The organism is Cellulomonas wangleii (assembly GCF_018388445.1).
Taxonomy (GTDB): Bacteria; Actinomycetota; Actinomycetes; order Actinomycetales; family Cellulomonadaceae; genus Cellulomonas; species Cellulomonas wangleii.
In genome coordinates this window covers 681,747-708,178 of sequence record NZ_CP074405.1, presented here as the reverse complement: position 1 = coordinate 708,178, position 26,432 = coordinate 681,747, and the positions used below count along the sequence as shown (strand labels likewise).

At 74.8% G+C, this 26,432-nt stretch carries 27 protein-coding genes; 6 read left to right on the top strand and 21 right to left on the bottom strand.

From position 1 onward, the window contains the following. Positions 1–10 precede the first annotated feature (10 nt). Genes rlmB through KG103_RS03440 form a run of 4 tightly spaced genes read right to left on the bottom strand, consistent with a single transcriptional unit; the run spans position 11 to position 4,482 of the window. Positions 11–1,012, bottom strand: coding sequence for a 23S rRNA (guanosine(2251)-2'-O)-methyltransferase RlmB (gene rlmB / locus KG103_RS03455; protein WP_207340468.1), 1,002 nt, complete (start codon positions 1,010–1,012; stop codon positions 11–13). Beyond that, on the bottom strand, positions 1,012–2,451 hold the full coding sequence (cysS, locus tag KG103_RS03450; protein ID WP_207340467.1) for a cysteine--tRNA ligase: 1,440 nt from the start codon (positions 2,449–2,451) through the stop codon (positions 1,012–1,014). The genes rlmB and cysS overlap by 1 nt, the downstream gene beginning before the upstream one ends. A 58-nt stretch (positions 2,452–2,509) precedes the next feature. Then, complete coding sequence (locus KG103_RS03445) at positions 2,510–3,760, bottom strand: alanine racemase (protein ID WP_207340466.1); 1,251 nt, start codon at positions 3,758–3,760, stop codon at positions 2,510–2,512. Next, positions 3,757–4,482 (bottom strand): TetR/AcrR family transcriptional regulator, encoded by a 726-nt coding sequence (locus tag KG103_RS03440; protein ID WP_207340465.1) that lies wholly within the window; start codon positions 4,480–4,482, stop codon positions 3,757–3,759. Before KG103_RS03440 ends, KG103_RS03445 begins: the two co-directional genes overlap by 4 nt. 143 nt (positions 4,483–4,625) lie before the next feature. On the opposite strand from KG103_RS03440, the gene KG103_RS03435 reads away from it, so the two are divergent. Beyond that, positions 4,626–5,972 carry a D-arabinono-1,4-lactone oxidase gene (locus KG103_RS03435; protein WP_207340464.1) on the top strand — a complete coding sequence of 449 codons (1,347 nt, stop codon included), beginning with the start codon at positions 4,626–4,628 and terminating at the stop codon, positions 5,970–5,972. 129 nt (positions 5,973–6,101) lie between these two features. Beyond that, complete coding sequence (locus KG103_RS03430) at positions 6,102–7,022, top strand: quinone oxidoreductase family protein (protein WP_249670759.1); 921 nt, start codon at positions 6,102–6,104, stop codon at positions 7,020–7,022. Here the strand turns inward: KG103_RS03430 and KG103_RS03425 are convergent. From KG103_RS03425 to KG103_RS03410, 4 genes are all read right to left on the bottom strand, one after another. Next, entirely contained in the window at positions 7,012–7,266 is a 255-nt protein-coding gene (locus KG103_RS03425) for a hypothetical protein (RefSeq protein WP_207340462.1), read from the bottom strand. The genes KG103_RS03430 and KG103_RS03425 overlap by 11 nt on opposite strands. Before the next feature lie 146 nt (positions 7,267–7,412). Next, positions 7,413–7,901, bottom strand: coding sequence for a 2-C-methyl-D-erythritol 2,4-cyclodiphosphate synthase (ispF, locus tag KG103_RS03420; protein WP_089800501.1), 489 nt, complete (start codon positions 7,899–7,901; stop codon positions 7,413–7,415). After that, entirely contained in the window at positions 7,898–8,641 is a 744-nt protein-coding gene (gene ispD / locus KG103_RS03415; RefSeq protein WP_207340461.1) for a 2-C-methyl-D-erythritol 4-phosphate cytidylyltransferase, read from the bottom strand. Before ispD ends, ispF begins: the two co-directional genes overlap by 4 nt. Before the next feature lie 91 nt (positions 8,642–8,732). After that, positions 8,733–9,215 carry a CarD family transcriptional regulator gene (locus KG103_RS03410; protein ID WP_046530074.1) on the bottom strand — a complete coding sequence of 161 codons (483 nt, stop codon included), beginning with the start codon at positions 9,213–9,215 and terminating at the stop codon, positions 8,733–8,735. A 439-nt stretch (positions 9,216–9,654) separates the two neighbouring features. Between KG103_RS03410 and KG103_RS03405 the strand changes: the two genes are divergently transcribed. Continuing rightward, entirely contained in the window at positions 9,655–10,227 is a 573-nt protein-coding gene (locus KG103_RS03405; protein ID WP_207340460.1) for a hypothetical protein, read from the top strand. Between the two features lie 117 nt (positions 10,228–10,344). On the opposite strand, the gene pstB is transcribed toward KG103_RS03405, so the two are convergent. The 6 genes from pstB to KG103_RS03375 all read right to left on the bottom strand — a co-directional run bounded on the left by pstB (position 10,345) and on the right by KG103_RS03375 (position 16,515). Continuing rightward, complete coding sequence (gene pstB, locus KG103_RS03400) at positions 10,345–11,124, bottom strand: phosphate ABC transporter ATP-binding protein PstB (protein WP_207340459.1); 780 nt, start codon at positions 11,122–11,124, stop codon at positions 10,345–10,347. 36 nt (positions 11,125–11,160) lie between these two features. Next, the gene (gene pstA / locus KG103_RS03395; RefSeq protein ID WP_207340458.1) at positions 11,161–12,225 is read right to left on the bottom strand and encodes a phosphate ABC transporter permease PstA; all 1,065 of its coding nucleotides are present in this window, start codon (positions 12,223–12,225) and stop codon (positions 11,161–11,163) included. After that, positions 12,225–13,220, bottom strand: a complete 996-nt coding sequence (pstC, locus tag KG103_RS03390) for a phosphate ABC transporter permease subunit PstC (RefSeq protein ID WP_372434891.1) — start codon at positions 13,218–13,220, stop codon at positions 12,225–12,227. The genes pstA and pstC overlap by 1 nt, the downstream gene beginning before the upstream one ends. 155 nt (positions 13,221–13,375) lie before the next feature. Next, the gene (gene pstS / locus KG103_RS03385) at positions 13,376–14,476 is read right to left on the bottom strand and encodes a phosphate ABC transporter substrate-binding protein PstS (RefSeq protein WP_207340456.1); all 1,101 of its coding nucleotides are present in this window, start codon (positions 14,474–14,476) and stop codon (positions 13,376–13,378) included. 153 nt (positions 14,477–14,629) lie between these two features. After that, on the bottom strand, positions 14,630–15,337 hold the full coding sequence (locus KG103_RS03380; protein ID WP_207340455.1) for a response regulator transcription factor: 708 nt from the start codon (positions 15,335–15,337) through the stop codon (positions 14,630–14,632). Continuing rightward, positions 15,334–16,515 carry a sensor histidine kinase gene (locus KG103_RS03375; RefSeq protein WP_207340454.1) on the bottom strand — a complete coding sequence of 394 codons (1,182 nt, stop codon included), beginning with the start codon at positions 16,513–16,515 and terminating at the stop codon, positions 15,334–15,336. The genes KG103_RS03380 and KG103_RS03375 overlap by 4 nt, the downstream gene beginning before the upstream one ends. Positions 16,516–16,666: 151 nt before the next feature. Between KG103_RS03375 and phoU the strand changes: the two genes are divergently transcribed. Then, complete coding sequence (phoU, locus tag KG103_RS03370; RefSeq protein WP_207340453.1) at positions 16,667–17,341, top strand: phosphate signaling complex protein PhoU; 675 nt, start codon at positions 16,667–16,669, stop codon at positions 17,339–17,341. An 89-nt stretch (positions 17,342–17,430) separates the two neighbouring features. On the opposite strand, the gene KG103_RS03365 is transcribed toward phoU, so the two are convergent. From KG103_RS03365 to KG103_RS03345, 5 genes are all read right to left on the bottom strand, one after another. Beyond that, positions 17,431–18,171: a phosphoglyceromutase gene (locus KG103_RS03365; RefSeq protein WP_207340452.1), complete on the bottom strand. Its 741-nt coding sequence runs from the start codon at positions 18,169–18,171 to the stop codon at positions 17,431–17,433. Between the two features lie 62 nt (positions 18,172–18,233). Then, the gene (locus tag KG103_RS03360) at positions 18,234–19,568 is read right to left on the bottom strand and encodes a glycosyltransferase (RefSeq protein ID WP_207340451.1); all 1,335 of its coding nucleotides are present in this window, start codon (positions 19,566–19,568) and stop codon (positions 18,234–18,236) included. 78 nt (positions 19,569–19,646) lie between these two features. Beyond that, positions 19,647–20,150 (bottom strand): pyridoxamine 5'-phosphate oxidase family protein, encoded by a 504-nt coding sequence (locus tag KG103_RS03355; RefSeq protein WP_207340450.1) that lies wholly within the window; start codon positions 20,148–20,150, stop codon positions 19,647–19,649. Between the two features lie 127 nt (positions 20,151–20,277). Further along, the gene (locus tag KG103_RS03350) at positions 20,278–21,360 is read right to left on the bottom strand and encodes a lactonase family protein (RefSeq protein WP_207340449.1); all 1,083 of its coding nucleotides are present in this window, start codon (positions 21,358–21,360) and stop codon (positions 20,278–20,280) included. A gap of 164 nt (positions 21,361–21,524) precedes the next feature. Beyond that, positions 21,525–22,859: an ROK family transcriptional regulator gene (locus tag KG103_RS03345; protein WP_242635843.1), complete on the bottom strand. Its 1,335-nt coding sequence runs from the start codon at positions 22,857–22,859 to the stop codon at positions 21,525–21,527. A 98-nt stretch (positions 22,860–22,957) separates the two neighbouring features. Between KG103_RS03345 and xylA the strand changes: the two genes are divergently transcribed. Then, on the top strand, positions 22,958–24,148 hold the full coding sequence (gene xylA / locus KG103_RS03340; RefSeq protein WP_207340448.1) for a xylose isomerase: 1,191 nt from the start codon (positions 22,958–22,960) through the stop codon (positions 24,146–24,148). 146 nt (positions 24,149–24,294) lie between these two features. Next, positions 24,295–25,734, top strand: a complete 1,440-nt coding sequence (gene xylB / locus KG103_RS03335; RefSeq protein ID WP_207340447.1) for a xylulokinase — start codon at positions 24,295–24,297, stop codon at positions 25,732–25,734. A gap of 85 nt (positions 25,735–25,819) precedes the next feature. Here the strand turns inward: xylB and KG103_RS03330 are convergent, their stop codons facing one another. Both KG103_RS03330 and KG103_RS03325 read right to left on the bottom strand, forming a co-directional pair. Then, positions 25,820–26,167, bottom strand: coding sequence for a histone-like nucleoid-structuring protein Lsr2 (locus KG103_RS03330; protein WP_207340446.1), 348 nt, complete (start codon positions 26,165–26,167; stop codon positions 25,820–25,822). An 83-nt stretch (positions 26,168–26,250) separates the two neighbouring features. Next, the gene (locus KG103_RS03325; protein ID WP_177199668.1) at positions 26,251–26,412 is read right to left on the bottom strand and encodes a hypothetical protein; all 162 of its coding nucleotides are present in this window, start codon (positions 26,410–26,412) and stop codon (positions 26,251–26,253) included. Positions 26,413–26,432: the final 20 nt, after the last annotated feature.

Below are 26,432 nucleotides of genomic sequence, written 5' to 3'. Positions count from 1 at the left end.
CTCGCCGCCCTCAGACGGCGCGCTGGCGCGCGACCTCGTACAGCGCGATACCCGCGGCCACGCCGGCGTTGAGCGACTCGACGGCGGACGCGATCGGGATCGAGACGATCGCGTCGCACTGCTCGCGCACCAGCCGGGACAGCCCCTTGCCCTCGGAGCCGACGACCAGCACGAGCGGGTCCGCGGCGAACGGCAGCTCACCGAGCGGCACGTCGCCGCCGGCGTCGAGGCCGACGACGAACACCCCGGCGCGGCGGTAGTCCTGCAGCGCGCGGGTGAGGTTGGTCGCGCGGGCCACGGGCACGCGGGCGGCCGCACCGGCCGAGACCTTCCAGGCGGAAGCCGTCACGCCGGCGGCACGCCGCTCGGGGACCAGCACGCCGTGCGCCCCGAACGCCCCCGCGGACCGCAGCACGGCACCGAGGTTGCGAGGGTCCGTGATGCCGTCGAGCGCGACGACGAGCGGTGCCGTGCCCGACGCCTCGGCGGTGTCCAGCAGGTCGTCGGGCTCGAGGTACTCGTACGGCGGCACCTGGATCGCGACGCCCTGGTGGACGCTGCCGTCGGTCAGCCGGTCGAGCTCGGCACGGCCCACCTCGAGCAGCGGGTAGCCCGCGTCCGCGGCGGTCGAGATGATCTCGCGCGTGCGGTCGTCGGCCTCGAGGCGCGACGCCAGGTAGACGGTCGAGACCGGGATCCCGGCACGCAGCGCCTCGACCACGGAGTTGCGGCCGGACACGATCTCGTGGGTCGACGAGGTGCGGCCCCCGCGGGAGCCGGATGCCCCGCGCGCGGCACGTGCCGACGGGCGACCGGACGCGCCCGACGTGCCGGTGGCCTTCTCCGCCGCGACCTTGCGCTTGTGCGCGACGTGGTACGGCCGGTCCTCGGCCTTGGGCGTGGGGCCCTTGCCCTCGAGCGCACGGCGGCTGTGCCCGCCGGTGCCGACGCGGGCGCCCTTCTTGCTCCCCGGCTTGCGGGTCGCGCCTCGGCGCTGGGAGTTGCCGGCCATCAGTCCTCCGTGGTGTGGGTCGCGGGCGCGGCGAGCGTCCAGCGCGCACCCGTCGGGGAGTCCTCGACGACGACTCCCGCAGTGGTCAGCCGGTCGCGGATCGCGTCGGCGGTGGTCCAGTCGCGGGCGGCACGTGCCGCCGCGCGTGCGTCGAGCTCGGCGCGCACCAGCGCGTCCAGGGCCCGCGCGGTGCGCCCGTCACCGGCCGCCGTGCTCCACTGCGGGGAGCCGGGGTCGAGGCCGAGCACGTCGAGCATGCCGCGCAGCGCCACCATCGCGGTGCGGGCGGTGTCGTCGTCGCCCGCTGCGAGCGCGCTGTTGCCCGCGCGCAGCGTCTCGTGCACGGCCGCGAGCGCGGCGGGCACGTTGAGGTCGTCGTCCAGTGCGGCGGCGAAGGCCGCGGGCAGCTCGACGTGCGCCACCTCGTGGTCCGAGGCGGCACCGACGCGCTCCGCGGCCCGCTGCACGAACCCGGCGAGCCGGTCCCACGTCGCCTCGGCCTCGGCCAGCGTGTCATCGGTCCACTCGAGCATCGAGCGGTACTGCACCGCGGTGAGCGCGTAGCGGACGACGGCGGCCGGGGCCTTCTCCAGCACCGTGGTCACCAGCAGCCCGTTGCCGAGCGACTTGCTCATCTTGGCGCCACCCTGCGTGACCCAGCCGTTGTGCAGCCAGTACCGCGCGAACCCGTAGCCCGCGGCGCGCGACTGCGCCTGCTCGTTCTCGTGGTGCGGGAAGCGCAGGTCGAGGCCGCCGCCGTGGATGTCGAACGCCTCGCCCAGGTACCGGTGCGCCATGGCCGAGCACTCCAGGTGCCAGCCGGGTCGGCCCCGCCCGTACGGGGTGTCCCACGACGCGGTCGCGGGCTCCCCGTCCTTCGGGGCCTTCCACAGCGCGAAGTCGTGCGGGTCGCGCTTGCCGGTGCCCGCGTCCTCGGGGACGTCGGTCATGTCGTCGACGCGCTGGTTGGTCAGCGAGCCGTACTCGGCCCACGAGCGCACGTCGAAGTACACGTCGCCCGGGCCCGCGACGTAGGCGTGGCCGCGCTCGACGAGCCGGTCCATGAGGTCGAGCATCGCCGGCACGTGACCGGTCGCCCGGGGCTCGTAGTCCGGGGGCAGCACACCCAGCGCGTCGTACGCGGCCGCGAACGCCCGCTCGTTGGTCAGCGCCCAGGCCCACCACTCGCTGCCGGCGGCCGCGGCCTTGGCCAGGATCTTGTCGTCGATGTCGGTGACGTTGCGGACCAGCGTGACGCGCACGCCCTTGCGGCGCAGCCAGCGGACCAGCACGTCGAACGCCACCGCGGAGCGGACGTGGCCGATGTGCGGCGGCGCCTGCACGGTGGCACCGCACAGGTAGATGCCGACCCGACCCTCGACGAGGGGGACGAAGTCGCGCACCGCCTGGGTGCCGCTGTCGTACAGCCGCAGGTTCACCGCCCCAGGTTACCGGGGCGGGCTGCCCGCGCCCGACCGGCACCGCGGGTGGCCGCGCTCAGCCGGCGCAGATGCCCTCGCCGCGGTACGTGGGCACGGTGGCCTCGACGCGGTCGCCGCGCACCAGGTGCACCTCGGAGAAGCGCTCCATGACCTCACCGGCCTTGGCGTGGCGGAACCACACGCGGTCACCGATGCGCAGGTCGGCGCGGGCGGGGACACGCAAGGGCGTCTGCACCTCACCGGCGCCCTCGCGTCCGCCCAGCCGCAGCCCTGCCGGCTGCACGGGCCGGGGCAGGCGTCCGGGCCCCGGCGGCCCGGACGCGACGTAGCCGCCCCCGAAGACCGTGGCCCACCCGTCGCCCGGGATGCGCACCACGTCGAGCCCGATGTACGCGGCGGGCCGCGGCCTGAAGGCGCGGTACCCGTCGAACAGCGTGGGCGCGAACAGTCCCGACCCCGCGGTCACCTCCGTGACACCCGGTGCGGCCGCGCTGACCTCGAGCGAGCCCGTCCCCCCGGAGTTGACGAGGTCGATCGGATGCCCCGTCGCGGCTGTCACGGCGGCCACGACCTCGGCCCGGCGTCGGGCCAGCTCGCGCGCCGACGCTGCCTTGAGCAGCCGCACACCCGCGGTCGCGTCCGGCAGCCCGGCGATCTGCGCCTCGTAGAGCATGACGCCGCGGACGTCGAGGCACCCGCGCCGCTCGACCGCGCGGGCGAGCGCCGCCGCGTCGGCGGGCGTGCGCACCGGCGAGCGCCGCACCCCCACGTGCAGGGTGAGCGGGCCGCGTCCCAGCCGCAGGGACGCGTCCACGTCGAGGCAGACCCGCAGCCGACGGTCGTGGCGGCGGGCGGCAGCGGCCAGCAGGTCGGCCTGGACGGTGTCGTCGACCATGAACGTCACGGCGGCGGCCGCCTGCGGGTCCGCAGCCACGGCGTCCACCGCGGCGGCGTCGACGGTCGGGTACCCGAGCAGGACGTCACGCACGCCGTGACCGGCGAGCCAGCGGGCCTCCGTGGCCGCGTACGCCATGACGCCGGCGAACCCGGGCCGTGCCAGCACCTGCTCGAGCACGTGCCGCACCCGGACGGACTTGCTGGCGACGCGCACGGGCGTGCCGCCGGCCCGCCGCACCACGTCCGTCGCGTTGGCCTCGAGGGCGTCGAGGTCCACCACGACGAGCGGTGCGGACAGGCCGGCGGTCGCCGCGTCGAGCCGCTCCCCCAGCGTGCGTGTCACCGGACCCGTCGCCGACGCCGCGCCGGCGGTGGTGCCGGCGCCGCGCGCCGCGGTCGGTGCGGTCATGCCAGGGCGGTCACCCCGGCCGGAGCGACCGGCGGCGCGATCGAGCGCACCTCCGCCGTCCGTTCCTGCGGGTCCTGGTCCTGGGCCTGCTCCGTCGGGGCCATGTCACCGAGCAGGGCGGACTCGTCCAGCGGCACCGCCAGCGTCGCCAGGTGCTCGGCGAACAGCCGCAGCCCCTGGTAGCCGGCCTCCGCGTCGCCGTCGACGAGCCACGCGAGCGAGAACCCGTCGATGGTCGCGATGATGGAGCGCGCGATGAGGTGCCGCGGCGCGCGCCACGTGACGCCGCCGGCCCGCTCGATCTCCTCGAGGAACTGCTCGGCCGCGGCCCAGCTGCCGATGTACTGGTCGACCCCGACCTGCTGGAGCTCGGGGTGACGCAGCGACGTCGTCGTCAGCTCGTACGTCAGCAGCTGCGGCCCGCGGGTCGCGCGGATGTTCGCCCACAGCCCCTCGAGCACGCCCATGATGAGGTCGCGCGCGGGCGCGGAGGCCGGCATCTCGGCCATGCCGCGGGCGAGGTTGCGTTCCGTGATCGTGTGCGCCATCGCGCGCAGCAGCTCGTCCTTGTCACGGAAGCAGTAGTGGACGACACCCAGGGAGACACCCGCCTCGGCGGCGACGGCGCGAACCGTCGCACCGTCGATGCCCTCCCTGCTCGCCACGTTCAGTGCGGCCTCGATGAGCTGCTCACGACGCTCGGCGACCGGCAGACGGCTCATTGCATCCTCCTCGTGGACGTCGGACGAGCACACCCCCCCGGCAGCCGTCGACGCCTCTCGAGGTTCATCTCATCGGTAGTCGTGACGATAGTCAAGGATTTCCCGCACTTGACTTGGACGGACGCCCAGCGGATTCTGCTGAGATGGGAGCACGTGGGCCCGGGGGGGCCGGTGGCCCGACGTGGCGCAACTGGGCGCGGACGCAGTCCGCGACCCCCCTGAGGGTGGCACGACCTCGCGACCTGGAGGCGCTCGTCCAGGAGGTGACCACCGCGACGGCCGCCGGGCGGCGGCTGCGCGCGGTGGGGTCGGGTCACTCGTTCACCGGAGCGGCCGTGACCGACGGCGTGCAGCTCCACCTCGACGCGCTGACCGGCGTCGAACGGGTCGCTCCCCGCCCGGACGGGAACGCCCACGTCACCGTGGGAGCAGGTACGCGCCTCGCCGACCTCAACGCGGCCCTCGCGGCGCGCGGCCTGGCGATGCGCAACCTGGGCGACATCGACCGGCAGACCGTGGCCGGGGCGATCAGCACCGGCACGCACGGCACCGGCGCACGCCTCGGCGGGCTCGCCACCCAGGTCGTCGGCTGCCGCGTGGTCACCGCGGCCGGCGACGTGGTCGAGGTGTCCCCCGGGCACGACCCGGAGCTCTTCGAGCTGGCCCGGCTGGGCCTGGGCACCGCGGGTGTGCTCGCCGCGGTGACGCTCGAGGTGGTGCCCGCCTTCCGCCTGCGTGCCCGCGAGGCGCCGATGCCGCTGGCGGAGCTGCTCACCCGCATGGACGAGCTGGCCGACGCCAACGACCACTTCGAGCTCTTCTGGTTCCCGCACACCGACCGCGCGCTCGCCAAGTGCAACAACCGCGTGGCCGACGACGAGGCGGACCAGCCGCTGCCGCTGCTGCGCCACCTCGTCGACGACGAGGTGCTGTCCAACGGCGTCTTCGCGGTGACGAACCGGCTCGCCGCGGCGTACCCGCGGGCCGTCCCGCTGCTCAACGCCGTGGCCGGCCGTGCGCTGGCCGGACGCACGTACACCGCAGGCTCGGCCGACGTCTTCGTCGCGCGTCGCCGCGTCCGGTTCCGCGAGATGGAGTACGCCGTGCCGCGCGAGCACGTCCCCGACGTGCTCCGCGCGGTGGACCGCTGGCTGCGGACCACGCGCGAGCCGGTGCCCTTCCCTCTCGAGGTGCGCTTCGCCGCCCCCGACGACCTGTGGCTGTCCACCGCGCACGGTCGCGCGACCGGGTACGTCGCCGTGCACCAGTACCACCGCATGCCGCACCGCCGGTACTTCGACGCCGTCGAGCGGATCATGGCCGAGGTCGACGGCCGACCCCACTGGGGCAAGCTGCACAGCCTGGACCACGTCCGGCTCGCCGCGCTCTACCCCCGGCTGGCCGACGCCAACCGCGTCCGGGCCCGGGTCGACCCCACCGGCACGTTCCGCAACGACTACGTCGACCGCGTCCTGGGCCCGTTGCCCTGATGCACCCGGCGCCGCGGCACACCAGGGGTCACGTCCGGACGTTTCAGGCGAACGGGCGACTCGCCGGGTCTGGTCAGACGCGCCGTCGCCCGTAAGGCTGAGCGGGTGGCGGACCAAGGACGGGCGGTCGTGGCGAGCGCGCTGGGCGGGCCCGAGGTGCTGCGGGTCGTCGAGGTGGACCTCCCCCCGCCCGGGCCGGGCGAGGTGCGCGTGCGCGTGCACGCCGCCGGCGTGAACCCGTGGGACTGGAAGTCGTACGCACCGGGGTCGGGCGGCCGGCCGCCCGTGCGCCTGGGGCTCGAGGTCGCCGGCGTCGTGGAGGCCGTCGGCCCGGGCGTGCGCTGGTACTCCCCTGGCGACGAGGTCGTCGCCTCGCCCGTCACGGGCGGTTACGCGGACGTGGTCACCGCACCGCAGGACGTCCTGGTGCGGCGGCCGGACGGGCTGGACACGGTCCGCGCGGCGGCCCTGCTCGCCGCCGGCGTGACGGCCGTGCACGCCGTGGAGGCCACCGCGGTGGACGCCGGCGACGTGGTGCTGGTGCACGGGGCGTCCGGCGGCGTCGGGCGCATGGCGGTGCAGCTCGCGGTGCTGCGCGGCGCCCGCGTGCTCGCCACGGCGTCACCGAGGTGGCACGACTGCCTGCGACGGCTCGGCGCGGAGCCCGTCGCCTACGGGCCGGGGCTGACCGACCGGGTCCGCGACCTCGTCGCGGGCAACGGCCCGGTCACCGTCGCGATCGACACGGTCGGCACGACCGAGGCGCTCGACACGTCCGTCGAGCTCGTCGCCGACCGCTCCCGCGTCGCGACGATCGTGGCGCTGGACCGGGCCGTGCGGCTCGGGGTACGGGGCCTGGGGTACGGGCCCGGCGCCGACCCGGGCACGGCGGTCCGGCAGGCGGCGCGCGCACAGCTCGCCGCCCTGGCCGCGGACGGGACCCTCGACGTGCAGATCACCGGCACGTACCCGCTCGAGGAGGCGGAGGCCGCGCACCGGCGCAGCCGCGAGGGTCACGCCGGGGGGAAGCTGGTCCTGCTCACCCGGTGACGCGCGACTGCGCGCCCGTCACGGGCGGCCACAGGTCGGGCGGGGGCGTGCGGGGCGCCGCGGGGCGGGCGGTGTCGTCGATCTGCTGCAGGCCCGCGAACGTGGCCTCCAGCGTGTCGAGCGACACGCGGTTGCGCTGCCGGACGGGCAGCGTGCGGGGCCGTCGGGGCAGGCCGACCGGGCCCGCCGCCGGGGGCGCGCCGAGCGCGGGAGCGCGCTCACTGTCTGTCGGTGGGACTGTCACGTGGAGGGACGGTACCGGCGATTCGTCCGCTTGGCGACGGACGTCCGGCCCGACGGGCGCCACCGGCGAGGTCACCCGGACGAGTTCACCCGCGCGGGTGGTGGCGTTCCCACATCGTGAGCGGGTCGCCCACGCCCGCGGGCCTCTCAGCCGGCGTCGCTCGTGACGAGAGCGGTGGCGATCGCCGCGACGCCCTCCCCGCGTCCCGTCAGCCCGAGCCCGTCCGTGGTGGTCGCCGCCACCGTGACCGTCGCCCCGCAGGCCATCGACAGCACGGCCTGCGCCTCGATGCGGCGCGGGCCGAGCTTGGGCCGGTTGCCGACCACCTGCACGGCGACGTTGCCGATGGTGAAGCCGGCGGCCCGCACGCGGCGCGCCGCCTCGGCGAGCAGCGCCGCACCCGACGCCCCGGCCCAGCGCGGGTCCGCGGTGCCGAACTGCTGCCCGAGGTCGCCGAGGCCCGCGGCGGACAGCAGCGCGTCGGCCGCCGCGTGGGCGGCGACGTCCGCGTCGGAGTGGCCGGCGAGCGGCCGCTCCCCCGGCCACTCCAGGCCGGCCAGGTGCAGCACCGCGTCGGGCGCGGGGTCGGGGTCGTAGGCGTGCACGTCGATGCCGATGCCGGTGCGCAGGTTCACGCCGGAGCTCCCGTCGTCAGGGCCTGCGCGACCATCAGGTCGCGGGCCGTCGTCACCTTGGCGGCACGCTCGTCACCGGGCACCACCCACACCCGCACGCCGGTGGCCTCCACCAGCCCCGCGTCGTCGGACGCCGCTGTCGTCTCGTCCGCGCCGCGGCCGGACCCGACGGCGTGCGCCCGCTCCAGGACGTCCCGGGCGAAGCCCTGCGGCGTCTGCACCGCGACGAGGTCACCGCGCGGCACGGTCTCGAGCACGGGCCGGCCGGTCCCGTCGCCGGCCCCGACCCGCTTGATCGTGTCGACCACGGGCAGGCCGGGCACCACGGCCGCGTGACCGGAGCGCACCGCCTCCACGACCCGCGCGACGAGGGCGGGCGGGGCGAACGGCCGTGCCGCGTCGTGCACCAGCACCACGTCCACGTCGTCCGTCAGCTCCGCGAGCCCCGCCGCGACCGACTCCTGCCGCGTACGCCCGCCGCCGACCACGTCGAGCCGGACGTCGGCGGCGGCCTCGTCGACCACCTCGCCCACGAGTGCGGCGACGGTGTCGAGGTGGGCGGCGGGCGCGGTGACGACCAGCTGGGTCACCGACGCGCCGTCGGCGGTGCGGGCGGCCAGCAGCGCGCGCGCGGCGTGCACCACGAGCGGCACCCCGGCCACGGGGACCACGGCCTTGGGCAGCGCGTGACCCAGGCGCGAGCCGCTGCCCGCGGCGGTCAGGACGGCGGCGATGGTCATGGGGGCATCGTGCCTCGCCGGTGCTGCCCCGGCACAACCCGACACAGCAGACGGCCCGGGTGCAGGACACCCGGGCCGTCGTGCGGGCCGTTCAGGAGGCGAGGACCTCGTCGAGGATGGCCTCGGCCTTGTCCTCCTCGGTCTTCTCGGCCAGGGCGAGCTCCGAGACAAGGATCTGACGGGCCTTGGCGAGCATGCGCTTCTCGCCGGCGGACAGGCCGCGGTCGGCGTCCCGGCGCGACAGGTCGCGCACGACCTCCGCCACCTTGATGACGTCACCCGACTGCAGCTTCTCGAGGTTGGCCTTGTAGCGCCGCGACCAGTTGGTCGGCTCCTCGGTGTACGGGGCGCGCAGCACCTCGAACACCCGGTCGAGCCCTTCCTGGCCGACGACGTCGCGGACACCCACGAGATCGACGTTCTCCGCCGGAACCTCGATCGTCAGGTCGCCGTGAGCGACCTTCAGCTTGAGGTAGATCTTCTCCTCGCCACGGATGGTCCGGCTCTTGATCTCTTCGATCTTGGCTGCACCGTGGTGCGGGTAGACGACGGTCTCCCCAACAGTGAAAGTCATCTGTCGGTGTCCCCTTTCGCAGACGTGTATGGTATCACGTCCCACTCCTGCGCATTCCGGTGGTCCGGCGACGTCCGCGCTGGTCAGCGTGCCGGGCGACCACCGGTCACGCCGCTGGTCAGCGGCGCCCACCGGCGCCGGGACGGGTGCCGGACGCCGCACCACGACCCCGGGCACAAGGACGCGCACCACGCGGCGGTGCGACCCGCGCACCACCCGCGCGGACCCGTGGGCGCGTGGCGGCGTCCACGCCGCGGCCCGCCGTGCGCGCAGCCGGCACCCCGCCGCGCACCTCCCCCCGCGGCTCGCGGCGCCCGCCGACGGTAGGCTGACCTGCGGCTCGTCCAGCGTGCGACCGGCGCCCCGGCGCCGGCACGTGGCCCGGCCCGCCCCACCCGCACCCGCCGCCTCCGCGCGCGAGACCCGAGCAGGAGCCCTCGTGACCCGCCTCCGCCCCCGCACCGCCCGGACCGCCGCCGCCGGCCTGGTGGCCGCCGCAGCGCTCGTCCTGACCGGCTGCTCCGCGACCAACCCGATCACCACCATCGGGGAGTACGAGGCGTCCGACGGCGCCGGCACCACGCTGGACGACGTGCGCGTGCTCAACATGCTGGTCGTCGCGGCCGAGCTGGACGGCCCCGGGGTCCTCACCGGAGCGGTCGCCAACGACTCGGGCGACGCCCAGGAGGTCACCCTGCAGGTGGGCGACGAGGAGCCGACGAGCCTGGACGTGCCCGCGGGCGGCACCGTGCTGATCGGCGCGGCGGACGCGCCCGCGCGCTACAGCGCGGTGGACGTGCCCGTGGCCGCGGTCGCGGCGCGCCCCGGCGGGCTGGTCCCCCTTAGCATCACGACCACCACCGGCGGCACGGTCGAGCTGATGGTCCCCGTGCTCGACGGCGCGCTGCCCGAGTACGCGGCGCTGCTGCCGGGCGCGACGCCCAGCCCGGCGTCGACGCAGGACGCCTCGGAGCCGCAGCCCGAGGAGATCGTCGAGGAGAACCAGGGCTGAGCACGACGCACCACGAGGGGCCGACCACCGCGAGGTGGCCGGCCCCTCGTGCGTCCCGGGGCGTGCGTCGCTGCACGGCCGCCCCCTCCGCGACCGCCGCACCGACCAGCGCGCCGGTCAGCCGAAGCGGCCCGAGATGTAGTCCTCGGTCGCCTGCTCGCGCGGCGAGGAGAACATCGTCGCGGTGTCGTCCATCTCGATCAGCCGGCCGGGCTTGCCCGTCCCGGCGATGTTGAAGAACGCCGTGCGGTCGGACACCCGCGCGGCCTGCTGCATGTTGTGCGTGACGATCACGATCGTGTACTCGGACTTCAGCTCGGCGATCAGGTCCTCGATGGCGAGGGTCGAGATCGGGTCGAGCGCCGAGCACGGCTCGTCCATGAGCAGCACCTGCGGACGCACGGCGATCGCCCGCGCGATGCACAGGCGCTGCTGCTGACCGCCGGACAGGCTCGAGCCGGGGCGCGCCAGGCGGTCCTTCACCTCGTTCCACAGGTTGGCGCCACGCAGCGAGCTCTCCACCAGGTCCTGCTGGTCGCCCTTGGACATGCGGCGGTTGTTGAGGCGCACGCCGGCCAGCACGTTGTCGGCGATGGACATCGTCGGGAACGGGTTGGGCCGCTGGAACACCATGCCGACGAGCCGGCGCACGGTCACCGGGTCGACGTCGGGGGCGTACAGGTCCTGGCCGTCCATGAGCGCCTTGCCCTGCACGCGCGCACCGGGGATGACCTCGTGCATGCGGTTGAGGGTGCGCAGGAACGTCGACTTGCCGCAGCCGGACGGGCCGATGAGGGCCGTGGCCTGCCGGGCCTCGATGGTCATGTTGACGCCGGCGACGGCGAGGAAGTCGCCGTAGAACACGTCGAGGTCCGAGACGTCGATCCGCTTGGACATGGGGATCCTTCCTGGGAGGTCGGTGCGGGCCCGCTGTCAGCGGGCGCCCTTCGGGGCGAACCAGCGGCTGACGAGCCGGGCCACGAGGTTGAGGAGCATGACGACGAGGATGAGGGTGAGCGCGGCGGCCCACGCCCGGTCGATGCCGGTGCCGCCCTGCTCGTACTGCCGGTAGGCGAACACGGGCAGCGTCGCCATGCGCCCCTCGAACAGGTCGGTGTTGACCTGGGTGATCAGGCCCACCGTGAGGAGCAGCGGGGCGGTCTCCCCGATGACGCGGGCGACGGCCAGCATCACGCCGGTGACGATGCCGGCGGCGGCGGTGCGCAGCACGACCTTGACGATCGTCAGCCACTTGGGCACGCCCAGCGCGTACGACGCCTCGCGCAGCTCGTGCGGCACCAGGCGCAGCATCTCCTCGACGGAGCGGATGACGACGGGCGTCATGAGCAGCGCCAGCGCGACGGCACCCATGACCCCCGAGCGGTACGCCGGGCCCATGACCAGCGTGAACAGCGCGAACGCGAACAGGCCCGCGACGATCGACGGGATGCCGGTCATGACGTCGACGAGGAACGTGATGCCGCGCGCGAGCGGCCCGCGCCCGTACTCCACCAGGTAGATGGCGGTGAGCAGGCCGATCGGCACCGAGATGGCGGCCGCCGCGGCGGTCACCAGCAGCGTCCCGATGAGCGCGTGGCGGATGCCGCCGGACGTCATCTCCCCGAAGACGCCGACCATGTCGGTGGTGAGGAACTCCCAGCCGAACGCGTCCGACCCGCGCGTCACGACCAGCAGCACCAGCGAGACCAGCGGGACGAGCGCCAGCAGGAAGGCGCCGGTCACCAGCGTGGTGGCCAGGCGGTCGGCGGCACGGCGGGGCCCCTCGACGACGCGGGAGGTGATGCTCGAGACGAGGACGAACAGCACGGCCCCCAGGACGACGACGCCCGGCGTGGACGCCGAGCCCGTCGCGAGCAGCACGACGAGGGACACGGCCAGCGAGCCGCCGGCGAACGCCCACGTGCTCCACCGCGGCAGCCGCCGGTGCGCGTCCCCCGTGAGCAGGCCCGCCGGGGCGGCGGGCGCGTCGACGGTCATCAGTTGGCTCCCGAGAACTCGGCACGCCGCGCGATGATCCAGCGCGCGACGAAGTTGACGACGAAGGTGATGACGAACAGCGCCAGGCCCGTGGCGACCAGCACGCTGACGCTCAGCCCGCTGGCCTCCGGGAACTTCGAGGCGATGTTCGCGGCGATGGTCTGCTGCTGGCCCGGCTTGAGCAGGAAGAACGAGAACAGGAACCCGGGCGAGATGACCATGAGCACGGCCATCGTCTCGCCCAGCGCGCGACCCAGGCCGAGCATCGAGGCGCTGATGACGCCGGAGCGCCCGAACGGCAGCACCGCCTGGCGCACCATCTCCCAGCGGGTCGCGCCCAGCGCGAGCGACGCCTCCTCGTGCAGGCGCGGGGTCTGCAGGAACACCTCGCGCGACACCGCCGTGATGATCGGCAGGATCATCACGGCCAGCACCACGGAGGCCGACATGATGTTCTTGGCGGGCGCCTGGTAGTCCGCGAAGAAGGGGATGAAGCCGAGGTTCGTCGACACCCAGGCGAACACGGGGTCGAGCCGGCCGATCAGCCAGAGCGCACCCCACAGGCCGTAGACGACCGACGGGATCGCGGCGAGCAGGTCGATGAGGTAGCCCAGGCCCTGGGCCAGGCGGCGCGGCGCGTAGTGCGAGATGAACAGCGCGATGCCCACGGACACCGGCACGGCCATCACCAGCGCCAGCAGCGACGCGAGCAGCGTGCCGAAGACGAGCGGCCCGACGTACTCCAGGACGGAGCCGCCGGAGAACCAGGAGATCGCGTCGAGCTCCTCGCGGGACGCGGTCAGCGCCGGCCACGCCCGGGCGACCAGGAAGACCGCGACGGCCGCCAGCGTCACGAGGATGAGGATGCCCGCGCCGGTGGACAGGCCGGCGAAGACGCGGCCGGCGAGACGTCCGGTGGACGCCGCGCGCACGGCCTCGGCCGCGTCGGTGCGCGCCTGCGGTGCCGCGTCGCGCGGGGGTGGGGTGGTGGTCACAGCCACGGCTGCTCCATCGGTCGGGGAGGGTGGGAGCACCGCGGGGCGGCGTCCCGGAGCGGGCGTGGTGCCCGGTCCGGGACGGCGTCGTCGCAGTGCCCGGGAGGTGCGGGTGGTGCGGGTGGTGCTGGTCGTGCGGCGGTGCGGGTCGGACGTCAGGGGCCGGTGATCGAGTCGATGGCCGCCTGGACCTCGGTGCGCAGCCCGTCCGAGATCGGCGCGGACCCGGCGACGGTCGGGTCGGCCGCCCGCTCCTGGCCCTCGGTGCTGGCGACGTACGTCAGGTACGCCTTGACCTTGGCGGCGTCCGCCTCGTCGGCGTACGTGGAGCACGCGATGGCGTACGAGACCAGGACGAGCGGGTAGGCGCCCGCCTCGGTGGTCGTGCGGTCCAGCTCGACGACCAGGCGCTTGTCCGTCGCGTCCTCGGCGCGCGGCGACGCGTCGACGACCTTCGCGGCGGCCTCGGCCGAGACCGGCACGTACGCGTCGCCGACCTTCAGCGCGACGGTGCCCAGGTCACCGGCGCGCGAGGCGTCGGCGTAGCCGATGGCCCCCTTCGCGCCGGAGACGGTGTCGATGACGCCCTGCGTGCCCTGGCCCGACTGCCCGCCGGACAGCGGCCAGTCGCCCGAGGCCTCGTGGGGCCAGGCGCCGCCCGACGCCGCCTCGAGGTACTCGGTGAAGTTCTCGGTGGTGCCGGACTCGTCCGAGCGGTTGACCGGGATGATCGCGGTCGACGGCAGCGTGACACCGGGGTTCTCCGCCGCGATCGCCGGGTCGTCCCACGTCGTGATCTTGCGGTCGAAGATCTTCGCGAGCGTCGCCGCCGACAGCTGCAGGTGCTCGGTGTCGAGGTCGGGCAGGTTGTACACGACCGCGATGGGGCTGATGTAGAGCGGCAGCTCCAGGGCCTCGCCGCCCTCGCAGCGCTCGGACGCCGCCGCGAGCTCGTCGTCCTTCAGGGCGGCGTCGGAACCCGCGAGCTGGACGGCCCCGGCCAGGAACTGCTCGCGCCCGCCGCCCGACCCGACGGCGTCGTAGCTGACGGCCACGTCGGGGTACGTGTCGTTGAACCCGGCGATCCAGCCGGCGACCGCCTTCTCCTGCGAGGAGGCGCCCGCGGCGGCCAGCGGGCCGCTGAGCCCGTCGCCGCCCTCCGCGGAGGACCCGGAGCTGCACGCGGCGAGCGTCAGCGCGAGCGCCGTCCCCGCGAGGATCAACGCACCGCTACGGCTGTGGGGAGTGAGCTTCACTGTGTCCCGTCCTGTCGGTCCGCGCGCACCGGTCGGTGCGCGGCCGACGCCGACGGTAGGGACCGCAGGTGACCGCACCGGCGGCTCCGGGTGAACCCCGGGTGAACGCTCGTCGACCAGACGCGGCGGCGGTGGGCCGCGGCGTGGCCCGCGTCACTCCACGGAGCCGTCCGACAGCTTGTAGCCGAGCCCGCGCACGGTCGTCAGGAGCGTGGGGTTCGACGGGTCGGCCTCGATCTTCGCGCGGATGCGCTTGACGTGGACGTCGAGCGTCTTGGTGTCCCCGACGTAGTCGGAGCCCCACACCCGGTCGATGAGCTGCCCGCGGGTCAGCACCCGGCCCGCGTTGCGCAGCAGCATCTCCAGCAGCTCGAACTCCTTGAGCGGGAACGGGACGAGCTCGCCATCGACGTGCACCGTGTGCCGGTCGACGTCCATGCGGACCGTGCCGACCTCCAGCACGCCGTCGTCGTCCCCGTCGCCGGTCGCACGGGCCACCGGCTCCCGGCGGCGCAGCACCGCCCGGATCCGCGCCAGCAGCTCACGCGACGAGTACGGCTTGGTGACGTAGTCGTCGGCGCCGAGCTCCAGGCCGACGACCTTGTCGATCTCGTCGTCCTTCGCGGTGAGCATGATGACCGGCACGTCGGACTCCAGACGCAGCCGCCGGCAGACCTCCGTCCCGGGCAGGCCCGGGAGCATGAGGTCGAGCAGGACGAGGTCCGCGCCGTGCTCCGCGAACCGTTCGAGCGCCTCGGGGCCCGTCGCCGCGGTGACGACGTCGTAGCCCTCCCGGCCCAGCTGGTAGGACAGCGGGTCGCGGTAGGACTCCTCGTCCTCCACGAGCAGGATGCGGGTCACGGGGTGCTCCTCGGGGCGTCGGGGGTGGTGGAGGGCCGGGGCAGGCCGCGGGCGTCGGCGACGGGCAGGCGCAGCGTGAACGTCGAGCCGCGACCGGGCTGCGACCACACCGACACGTCACCGCCGTGGTCCGCGGCCACGTGCTTGACGATCGACAGTCCCAGCCCGGTGCCGCCGGTGTCGCGCGAGCGCGCGGGGTCCACCCGGTAGAACCGCTCGAACACCCGGTCCTGGTCCGCGGCGGCGATGCCGATGCCCTCGTCGACCACCGCGATCTCGACCAGGTCACCGTCGCGGCGGACGCCGACACTGACCCGGGCGCCCGAGGGCGAGTACGTGACGGCGTTGTCCAGCAGGTTGCGCACGGCAGTCACCAGGAGGTTGCGGTCGCCGTAGACGGTCACGTCCCGGTCCCCGCCGGCCACGACCCGCACACGCTTGGCGTCGGCCACCGTGCGCGTGCGGTCGACCGCCTCGGCCACGACGTCGTCGACCGCGACCGTGGTGACGTCCTCCAGCGCGCCGGCCACCTGCAGCCGCGACAGCTCGATGATCTCGTGCACCAGCGCCGACAGCCGCGCCGCCTCGGTCTGCATCCGGCTGCTGAAGCGGCGGACCGCCTCGGGGTCGTCGGCGGCGTCGTGCACCGTCTCGGCCAGCAGCGACAGCGCACCGACGGGCGTCTTGAGCTCGTGCGACACGTTGACGACGAAGTCCCGGCGGATCGCCTCGAGCCGGCGCGCCTGGGTGAGGTCCTCCGCGAGCAGCAGCACGTGCTCGGGGGTCACCTGCGCGACGCGCACCTGCAGCAGCAGCCGCGCCGGGCCGACGGGCCCGCGCGGCACCTCGAGCTCCTCGTCGCGGATGACGCCGTCGCGGCGCACCGCGCCCACCATGTCCCGCATGGCCGCGTGCACCAGGTGACCCTCGCGCACCAGGCCCAGCGCGTGCGCCGGCGGGCTGGCCCGCACCACGCGGTCCTCCGCGTCGAGGACGACCGCCGCCGACCGCAGCACCGCCAGGGTCCGCACCAGCCCGTCCTCGAGCTCGGGCCGGGGCTGCGGCGGCACCGTGCGCTGCTCGCGCTCGCTCCACCGGAACGCCGCGACGGCCACCGCCCCCACGAGCACGCCGACGACGCCGACGACCAGCGGGCCGCCTTCCACGATCCAGTCCACGACCGCCACACTAGGCCGGGTCGAGGCGCCCGCGACTCCGCCGTCGCACCCGGACGCCGAAACGCCGCCGCGCGTTCACCTGGCGGGTGTCGGTCGTTCACCGGCGCGTGCGAACGTGTGGGCCGCCACACCGCCCGAGAAGAGGGAGCACATGCGGGACATCTTCGAGGCCGAGCTCACCCAGCTCGGTCAGGACCTGGTCACCATGAGCGGACGGGTCGAGCAGGCCATCAGCAACGCGGGCGTCGCGCTGCTCACCGCCGACCTCCGGCTCGCCGAGTCCGTGATCGCGGACGACCTCGCGATCGACGCGCTGGAGCGCGACCTCGACGAGCGGTGCGTCCGGCTGCTCGCGCAGCAGCAGCCCGTGGCCACGGACCTGCGCGTCGTCGTCTCGGCCCTGCGGATGAGCGCGTCGCTGGAGCGCATGGGCGACCTGGCCCGTCACGTCGCCCAGGTGGCGCGCGCCCGCTACCCGGTCGTCGCCGTGCCGTCGGACCTCGTGGAGACGTTCACGCAGATGCAGGACGCCGCCGTGCGCGTCGCGCAGCGCGTCACCACGCTGCTGGGCACCCGGGACATGGCGCTGGCGGAGTCCATCCAGCAGGACGACGACCTGCTCGACGAGCTGCACGCCGGAACGTTCACGGCCATGCTGTCCGGCCCGTGGAGCCGCTCGGCACAGGAGACCGTGGACGTCACGCTGCTCGGGCGGTACTACGAGCGGTTCGGCGACCACGGCGTGTCCGTGGCGCGGCGCATGGTCTACCTCGTCACCGGTGACGTGGCGGACGCGCTGGACCCGGCCGCGGTGCGCGGCGCCTGACCGCACCCACGAGCGCGGGACCTGTTCCCGCACGCACGAGGCGCCCGTCCCGGGGAGGGGGCGGGCGCCTCTCGTGCGTGCCGGCGGGGTCAGCGACCCTGGTTGGCGACCGCGGCGATGGCGGCCTTGGCGGCCTCGGGGTCGAGGTACGTGCCGCCCTTCGTGACGGGCTTGAGGGTCTCCTCGTCCAGCTCGTACAGCAGCGGGATGCCCGTGGGGATGTTGATGCCGGCGATGGTCTGCTCGTCGATGTCGTCGAGGTACTTCACGATCGAGCGGATCGAGTTGCCGTGCGCGGCGACGAGGACCGTCTTGCCGGCCTTGAGGTCGGGCACGATCTCCGCGTCCCAGTACGGCAGCGCGCGGTCGAGGACCTGCGCGAGGGCCTCCGTGCGCGGGATCGGCTCGCCCGCGTAGCGCGGGTCCGCGTCCTGCGAGTACTCGGAGCCCAGCTCGATCTCCGGCGGCGGGACGTCGTACGAACGACGCCAGAGCATGAACTGCTCCTCGCCGTACTGCTCGAGCGTCTCCTTCTTGTTCTTGCCCTGCAGCGCGCCGTAGTGGCGCTCGTTGAGGCGCCACGAGCGCTTGACGGGGATCCAGTGGCGGTCGGCGACGTCGAGCGCGTAGTTCGCGGTGGTGATCGCGCGGCGCAGCAGCGACGTGTGCACGACGTCCGGGAGCACGCCCGCGTCGGTCAGCAGGGTGCCGCCGCGCTTGGCCTCCTCGACGCCCTTCTCCGACAGGGGCACGTCCACCCAACCGGTGAACAGGTTCTTGGCGTTCCACTCGCTCTCGCCGTGGCGGAGCAGCACGAGGGTGTAGGTCATGCCTCCCATCCTGCCGCAGGCCGCCGGGACCCGCAGGGACGTCCGTCCCTGCGGGCGGCGGGTCAGCGCGTCGGCTCGGCCGCGACCGCGTAGACCTTGAGCACCTGGTCGGCCGCCGTGGACCACGCGTACCGCTCGGCCACCTGGCGCGCGCCGGCGGACCAGCGGGCGCGCCGCGCGTCGTCCGCGAGCGCGCCGGCGATCGCGTCCGCCCAGACCAGCGGGTCGTGACCGGGCACGAGGCGCCCGGACACGTCGTCGTCGACGACCGTGCGCAGGCCGCCGACGTCGGCCGCGAGGACCGGCGTCCCGCATGCCTGCGCCTCGACGGCGACCAGCCCGAAGGACTCGGAGCGCGACGGCATCGCCACGAGGTCGGCCGCGTGGTACCAGGCGGCGAGCTCGTCGCGCGGGGCGGGCGGACGGACCACGACGTCGTCCTCGACGCCGAGGGTGACGGCGAGCGCTCGCAGCTCGCGCACCGCGGTGGGGCGCCCCGACGGCCCGCCGAGCACCACGAGCAGCGGCACCGGCCGGCCGCTCGCGCGCAGCTCCCCGACCGCGCGCACCAGCACGTCGGGCGCCTTGAGCGGCTGCACGCGGCCGGCGAAGAGCACGACCGGGCGGTCGGTCGGCAGGCCGAGGTGACGCCGGGCGGCGTCCCGCGCACCGGGCGCACCGGGGCGGAACCGGTCGAGGTCGACGCCGGGCTCCACGACGTGCACCCGCGCGGGGTCCGCGTCGTACAGCTCGACGAGCTCGCGCGCCTCCACCGGGGTGGACGCGATGAGGGCGTCGGCGTCGGCGACGACCTGCTCCTCGCCGACCACCCGGACGCTCGGCTCCGGGACGTCACCCGGCCCCAGGCTGAGGTTCTTCACCTTGGCGAGCGTGTGCGCGGTGTGGACCAGCGGCACCTCCCACCGCTGCGCCGCGATCGCGCCGACCTGGCCGGAGAGCCAGTAGTGCGAGTGCACGACGTCGTACCAGCCGGGCCGGCGCGCGGCCTCGGAGCGCAGCACGCCGGCGGCCATGCCGCACAGGACACCGGGCAGGTCGTTCTTGTCGAGCGCCTCGAATGGTCCGGCGGGCACGTGGTGCACCAGCACGGGCGGGGTGACACCGGCGGGCACGACGTCGGCGAGCAGGACGTCGCGCGACGCCTCCGGGGACAGCGGGCGCCCGTCCGCGTCGACGCCGTCGAGCACGACCGTCTCGGGGACGTCGGACCGGGTGGCGCGGGTGAAGACCTCGACGCGCGCGCCCCGGGCCGCGAGCGCGTGCGCCAGCTCCAGGACGTACACGTTCATGCCGCCGGCGTCGCCCGTGCCGGGCTGGTCGAGCGGCGACGTGTGCACCGAGAGCATGGCGACGCGGGGCGCTCTCTCGGGGGTCACGGCCCCATTGTGACCCGCGGGCCGCTGCGGCGTCCTGCGGGTCCTCGGGCGCGCCGCGATACGGCCGGTGCGGCGCGCTCAGCCGCGGGCGACGGGGACGCGACCGCGGGCGCGCTCGGTGTCGAGCATGGTGCGCAGCGACACCCCGAGGCCGTACGTCACGAAGTCGCCGTGCGGCGTCAGGCGGACCATCACCGTCCCGGCCGCGGCCGCCTTCTCGGCGTCCTGGCCCATCAGCAGGCGCCGGCGCACGGCCGCGGGAGCCCGGTCGACGGGCAGCACCTGCGCGGTGGCCCGGCAGGTGATCGTCGCGGGCGGGATCGGCGCGACGAGCGCCAGCACGCCACCGCGGCGGACGGGCACCGTGAGCGACACCTCCGGCTGGTGGCGCAGGTGGTCGACCTTCCAGTCGGTCCCGTGCGCCGCGAACCACACGTGGTCCCCGTCGACCGCGGGGCTGACCCCGACGCTGCGGCCCTCGCCGCGGCGGTTCACCATGCCGACGACGACGAACGCCTGGCGGGCCAGCGTCGCCCACACCCGCTGCGAGGTCAGCCGCGGACCACCGGCGGGGGCGGTCACGCGAGCGCTCCGGCGGCTGCGGTGGGGACGACCTCGGGACGGGACATGCGGGCTCCTTCGTCGCACGTGGCCGGTGCGGCCACCGGGCGCGACGCTACCCCGCGGGCGACGGTCCGCCGGCCCGGCGTCAGCGCACCACCACCGGCACGACGCAGGCCGGCGACGGCAGGTCGACCCGCGCCACCTGCGCACCGTGCGCGTCGTGCACGACGAGTGCGTGCGCGTCCTGCAGCGCCACGACGGTCCACCCGTGCACCACGGCCAGGTGGCGGGGCGTCGGGCCGCTCAGCGGGTGCGTGACCGGCGCGCCGAGGGTGCCGCCGGGGCGGACGTCGAACGTGCTCACCGCGTCCGGGCCCCGCAGGCCGAGGGCGCGCACGCCCAGCAGCAGCCGGTCGCCGTCGAGCAGCACGTGCGACGGCGAGCGGCGCACGCCGTCGGCCGCCTCGGCCTCGGGCACCGCCGGGACACGCTGCAGCCCGGTCCCGGTCGCCGACCCCGCGTGCCAGTCCAGCACGTGCACGGACGCGTCGAGCTCGCCCACGACGTGGAGCCGGCCGCCGTCGGCCGAGAAGGCGACGTGCCGCGGTCCCGTGCCCGGCGGCAGGGCGGCCGCGACGCCGTCCGGGGTGAGACGACCGTCCGCGGCGCGGGCGTACCGGCGCAGCTCGTCGGTGCCGAGGTCGGCGACCAGGACGTGCCGGCGGTCGGGCGTCAGCGCGACGAAGTGGGCGTGCGGACCCTCCTGGCGGTCGGGGTCCGGGCCGGTGCCCGCGTGGTCGAACGTCTGCGCGGGCCGGCCGGACGCGACCACGTCGGGGGCGAAGCCGCCGTCGGGCGTCAGCGGCACCACGCCCAGCACGCCGTCGACGTAGTTCGCGACGTACAGCTCGTCGTCGACGACGAGCAGGTGGCAGGGCGCGACGCCGCCCGACGCGACCGTGGCGCGCGGGGTCAGGCCGCCGTCGGCGTCGATCTCGAAGGCCGTCACCGACCCGGGGTCGCTCTCCCCCACGGCGTACAGCCACCGCCCACCGGGGTGCGTCGCGACGAACGTCGGTGCAGGCGTCTCGACGACGAGCCGGGGCGCACCCAGCCCGCCGGTCGTGGCGTCGAGGTCGACCCGCCACACGCCCTCGCCGAGCCCGGCCTGCGTGCCGATGCCGGCGTGCGGGAAGGTGCCGATCCACAGGGGTGTCGTCGCGCTCACGCCGCGACCTTACGCAGCGGGGCGCGGGCGGGGCAGGGGAACGCCGCCCCACGTCGACCCGTCGCCCACGTCCGGCCACCCACCGCCGACGTCAGCCACCTGCCCCTCGTCCCACCCACCGGGACGTCGGGCGCGCGACTCAGCGCTCGGGACGGGCCGTGGCGTCAGCTCGTCGCGGGGGCGAACCAGACGGTCGGGTCCGCCACGACCGTGCGCAGCACCGCCAGCGCACCCCCCGTCATCGCCGGGTAGTCGCCCGCGGCCGCGCGCGTCACCGACGGCGACGACCAGTCGGAGAAGATCACGCGGTCGGCCAGCGTCTCGCTGACGACGTCGTGCACGTGGTCGAACACGCGCCCGAACGTCCCGCCCAGGACGATCTCGCTGACGTCGACGACGTTGGCGACCGTCGCCACCGCGAGCCCCAGCCAGCGCGCGGCGTCGCGGACGGCGTCGCGGGCGCGGGCGTCACCCGCGGCCAGGGCGGCGACGACCTCGGCGAACGGTGCACCCGCCGCGAGGCCCGCGGCGCGCGCGATGGCGTCCTGGCCGACGTGCTGCTCGAGCGAGACGGGGTGCGCCCCGCCGGGGCCGCCGTCGACGACGACGTGCCCGATCTCCCCGCTCCACCCGTGCCGGCCGAGGAAGATCTCGCCGTCGAGCACGAGCGCACCACCGACGCCGACCTCGCCGGACACGTAGAGGAATGACGGGGCGACCGCGCCGCGCCGGGCGTGCGCCTCGGCCCGGGCGGCGAGGTTGGCCTCGTTGGCGACGCGCGGCGGCAGCTCGGCGAGCACGGGGTGGGCGGCGAGGCGCGCGACGACGTCGACGTCCCGCCAGCCGAGGTTGGGGGCGTAGCGCAGCGGCCCGGTGATGCGGTCGACGAGGCCGGGCAGCGCCAGCGCGGTGCCGGCCACGCGGACGCCGTCGGCCGCGAGCGCGACCAGGACCGGCGCGGCGAGCGCCGCCAGCCTGTCGAGCGCCTCGTCCGGGTCGCTGCCGCGCAGGTCCACGCGCTCGACGGTCTCGACCAGGACGCCCCCGGCGAGGTCGACGGCGCGCAGCCCCAGGTAGTCGACGTTCACCTCCATGCCGACGCCCGCGACACGGCCGGACGTCGGGGCCAGCGGCACGGCGGGGCGTCCGGCGCGCGCGGCGGCGACGGGTGCCAGCTCGCGCACCAGCCCCGCCTCGATGAGCACGTCCACGAGGCTGGTGACGGCGCCGCGGGACAACCCGGTGGCGGCGGCGATCTGCGCGCGGGACGGCGCCGACGTCGCGTCGACGACCTGCCCCAGCGCGACGGACAGGTTGTGGGCCCGCATCTGCGCCTGGCGGGCGGCCCGCGACGGGTCGGGCACCTGCTCCGCGGCCCGCCCCTGGCGGGTCCGGGGACGTCCACCGACGACGACGGGGACCGTGCCGAGGGCGTCGTGCGGGGTCACCGGGGCGGCGGCGTGCACTGCGGCACCCGGCACCTCATCCACCGTCGGCATGGCTTGACCCTACCGACCTCCGGGGATAAATTCATCCCGAGAACAAAACCCGGTCGCTCGACAGCCGAGCGCCCGGCCCCCTCGACGCGGAGGCCTCCATGGTTCGCAAGCCCACCCCCGAAGACAAGTTTTCGTTCGGCCTCTGGACGGTCGGATGGAACGCGCAGGACCCGTTCGGCGCGGCGACCCGTCCGTGGCTCGACCCGGTCGAGTCCGTGCACAAGCTCGCCGAGCTCGGCGCCGCGCACGTGACCTTCCACGACGACGACGTGGTGCCCTTCGGCTCCTCGGACGCCGAGCGCGAGAAGATCCTCGACCGCTTCCGCGGCGCGCTGGCCGAGACCGGCATCACGGTCGAGATGGTCACGACCAACACGTTCACGCACCCGATCTTCAAGGACGGCGCGTTCACCTCGAACGACCGCCGTGTGCGTCGCTACGCGCTGCGCAAGATCCTGCGCAACGTCGACCTCGCCGCGTCGCTCGACGCCGACACGTTCGTGATGTGGGGCGGCCGCGAGGGCGCCGAGTACGACTCCGCCAAGGACCTGTACGCCGCGCACCAGGCGTACGCCGACGGCATCGACACCGTCGCCGCGTACATCAAGGAGAAGGGCTACGGCCTGCGCATCGCGATCGAGCCCAAGCCCAACGAGCCCCGCGGCGACATCCTGCTCCCGACGATCGGGCACGCGCTCGGCCTCATCGCCAAGCTCGAGCACGGCGACATCGTCGGCCTCAACCCGGAGACGGGCCACGAGCAGATGGCCGGCCTGAACTACACGACGGGCCTCGCGCAGGCGCTGTGGGCGGACAAGCTCTTCCACATCGACCTCAACGGCCAGCGCGGCATCAAGTACGACCAGGACCTGGTCTTCGGCCACGGCGACCTGTTCTCCGCGTTCGCGACGGTCGACCTCGTCGAGAACGGCTTCCCCAGCGGCGGCCCCAAGTACGACGGCCCGATCCACTTCGACTACAAGCCCTCGCGCACCGAGGACTTCGACGGCGTGTGGGCCTCGGCCGCCGCCAACATGTCGACGTACATCCTGCTCAAGGAGCGGGCGCAGGCGTTCCGCGCCGACCCCGAGGTCCAGGAGGCCATGGAGGCCGCCGGTGTCTTCGAGCTCGCGAAGCCCACGCTGAACGAGGGCGAGTCGCTCGCCGACTTCCTCGCGGACCGTTCCGCGTTCGAGGACTTCGACGTCGAGGGCGTGGCCAAGCACGGCTACGGCTTCGTGCGCCTCAACCAGCTCGCGGTCGAGCACGCCATGGGCGCGCGCGGCTGACCCAGCCTCACCTGACGCCCGGGGAGCCTCGCGCTCCCCGGGCGTCGCCCGTCCCCGGCCCCGACGTCCGATCGGGCCGCGGGACGTCACCCCTCGGACACCCAGCGCCCGGCAGGCCGGGCACCCTCGGCAAGGGAGCACACGCGATGACGCTCGTGGCAGGTGTGGACTCGTCCACACAGTCGTGCAAGGTGGTCGTGCGCGACGCGCAGACCGGTGAGCTGGTCCGGCAGGGCCGCGCCAGGCACCCGGAAGGCACCGAGGTGCACCCGCACCACTGGTGGGACGCCCTGCAGGCGGCCATCGCGGACGCGGGCGGCCTCGACGACGTCGAGGCGATCTCGGTCGGCGGGCAGCAGCACGGCATGGTCGTGCTCGACGCCGACGGCGAGGTGATCCGCGAGGCGCTGCTGTGGAACGACACGCGCTCGGCGCAGGCGGCGGTCGACCTCATCGCCGAGCTCGGCGACGGTGACCCCGCCGCCGGGGCGCAGGCGTGGGCCGACGCCGTCGGCTCGGTGCCCGTCGCGTCGCTGACGATCACCAAGCTGCGCTGGCTGCGCGACAACGAGCCGGAGAACGCCGCACGCGTCGCGGCCGTGGCGCTCCCCCACGACTGGCTGACCTGGAAGCTCGCGGGCGGCATGGCGGAGGTCGGGTTCGACGGGCTGGTCACGGACCGGTCCGACGCGTCGGGCACCGGCTACTGGTCGCCGATCACGGAGGACTACCGCCCCGACCTGCTCGAGATGGCCCTGGGCAGCGTGCCGCGCCTGCCGCGCGTGCTCGCGGCCAACGAGGCCGGACCCGTCGCCCCCATGTTCGAGAAGAAGCCCGTCCTGGGCCCGGGCGCCGGCGACAACGCCGCGGCCGCCCTCGCGCTCGGCCTGCTGCCGGGTGACGTCGCGGTGTCCCTCGGGACGTCGGGCGTGGTCTCGGCCATCTCCGCCGCGCCCATCGCCGACGGCACCGGCCTGGTCACCGGGTTCGCGGACGCGACCGGCTCCTACCTGCCGCTCGCGGTGACGCTCAACGCGTCGCGCGTGCTCGACGCGGCCTGCCGGATGCTCGGCGTCGACCACCCGGGCCTGTCGGAGCTCGCACTGTCCGCCCCCGCGGGCGCCGACGGCCTCGTGCACATCCCCTACCTCGAGGGCGAGCGCACCCCGAACAAGCCGCTGTCCACCGGCGCCCTGCACGGCATGCGCCTGGCCAACACGACGCCCGCGCACGTCGCGCGCGCGGCTGTCGAGGGCATGCTCTGCTCGCTCGCCGACGGCATCGACGCGATGCGCGCCGTGGGCGTCCCGGTGGAGCGCGTCTTCCTCATCGGCGGCGGTGCGCAGTCCGAGGCCGTGCGACGGATCATCCCGTCGATCATGGGCGTGGACGTGCAGGTGCCGACGCCCGGCGAGTACGTGGCCGACGGCGCCGCCCGCCAGGCGGCCTGGGTGCTGTCCGGGCAGGACGCTCCCCCGGCGTGGTCCGCGTCGTCCGGCGCCGAGGTCATGACGGGTGAGCCCACGCCGGTCGTGCGCGAGCAGTACGCGGCCGCCCGCGACCTGACGGTCGACCGCCCGGCCTGACCGCGACGACGAAGGGGCCGGCACCTCGCGGTGCCGGCCCCTTCGTCATGCGTCACGCCCCCCGACGTGACGCGCCCGACGACGCTCAGTGGGCGTCGTCGTAGGCCTTCTTGACCTCGGCGGAGATGCGACCCCGCTCCGAGACCTGGTAGCCGTTGGCCTTGGCCCACTCGCGGATCTCCTGGGCCTCGTTCGACCGCGCGGTGCGCGACGAGGAGGTGGCCGAGGACCGAGCCGTCGAACGGCCGGCCGAGCGACCGCTCACCTTGCGCGCGTTCCCGACCCACTGCGCGAGCGCGTCGCGCAGCTTGGCGGCGTTGTCGGACGTGAGGTCGATCTCGTACGTCACGCCGTCGAGACCGAACGTGACCGTCTCGTCCGCCGTCCCGCCGTCGACGTCGTCGACCAGCAGGACCTGCACCTTCTGTGCCATGGAATGCTCCCGGGCATGGGGAAATTGCTGACGGGATCACTGTCCCACCCGGGATTGTTCGCGTCAAACCCCGGAGCACATTCTCAGGATCCCGTACCCGGCCCTTCGTTCTCCGCCTCCATGCGGGCAACCGCCTGCCGCTCGGAACGGTCCGCGTTGACGATCGCACGCATCGCGAACCAGAAGATCAGACCCACACCCACCGACGGCAGCAACGCCGCCAGAACTGCACCCCAGCCGTTCACAGGTTCTCCTTCACGCAGGC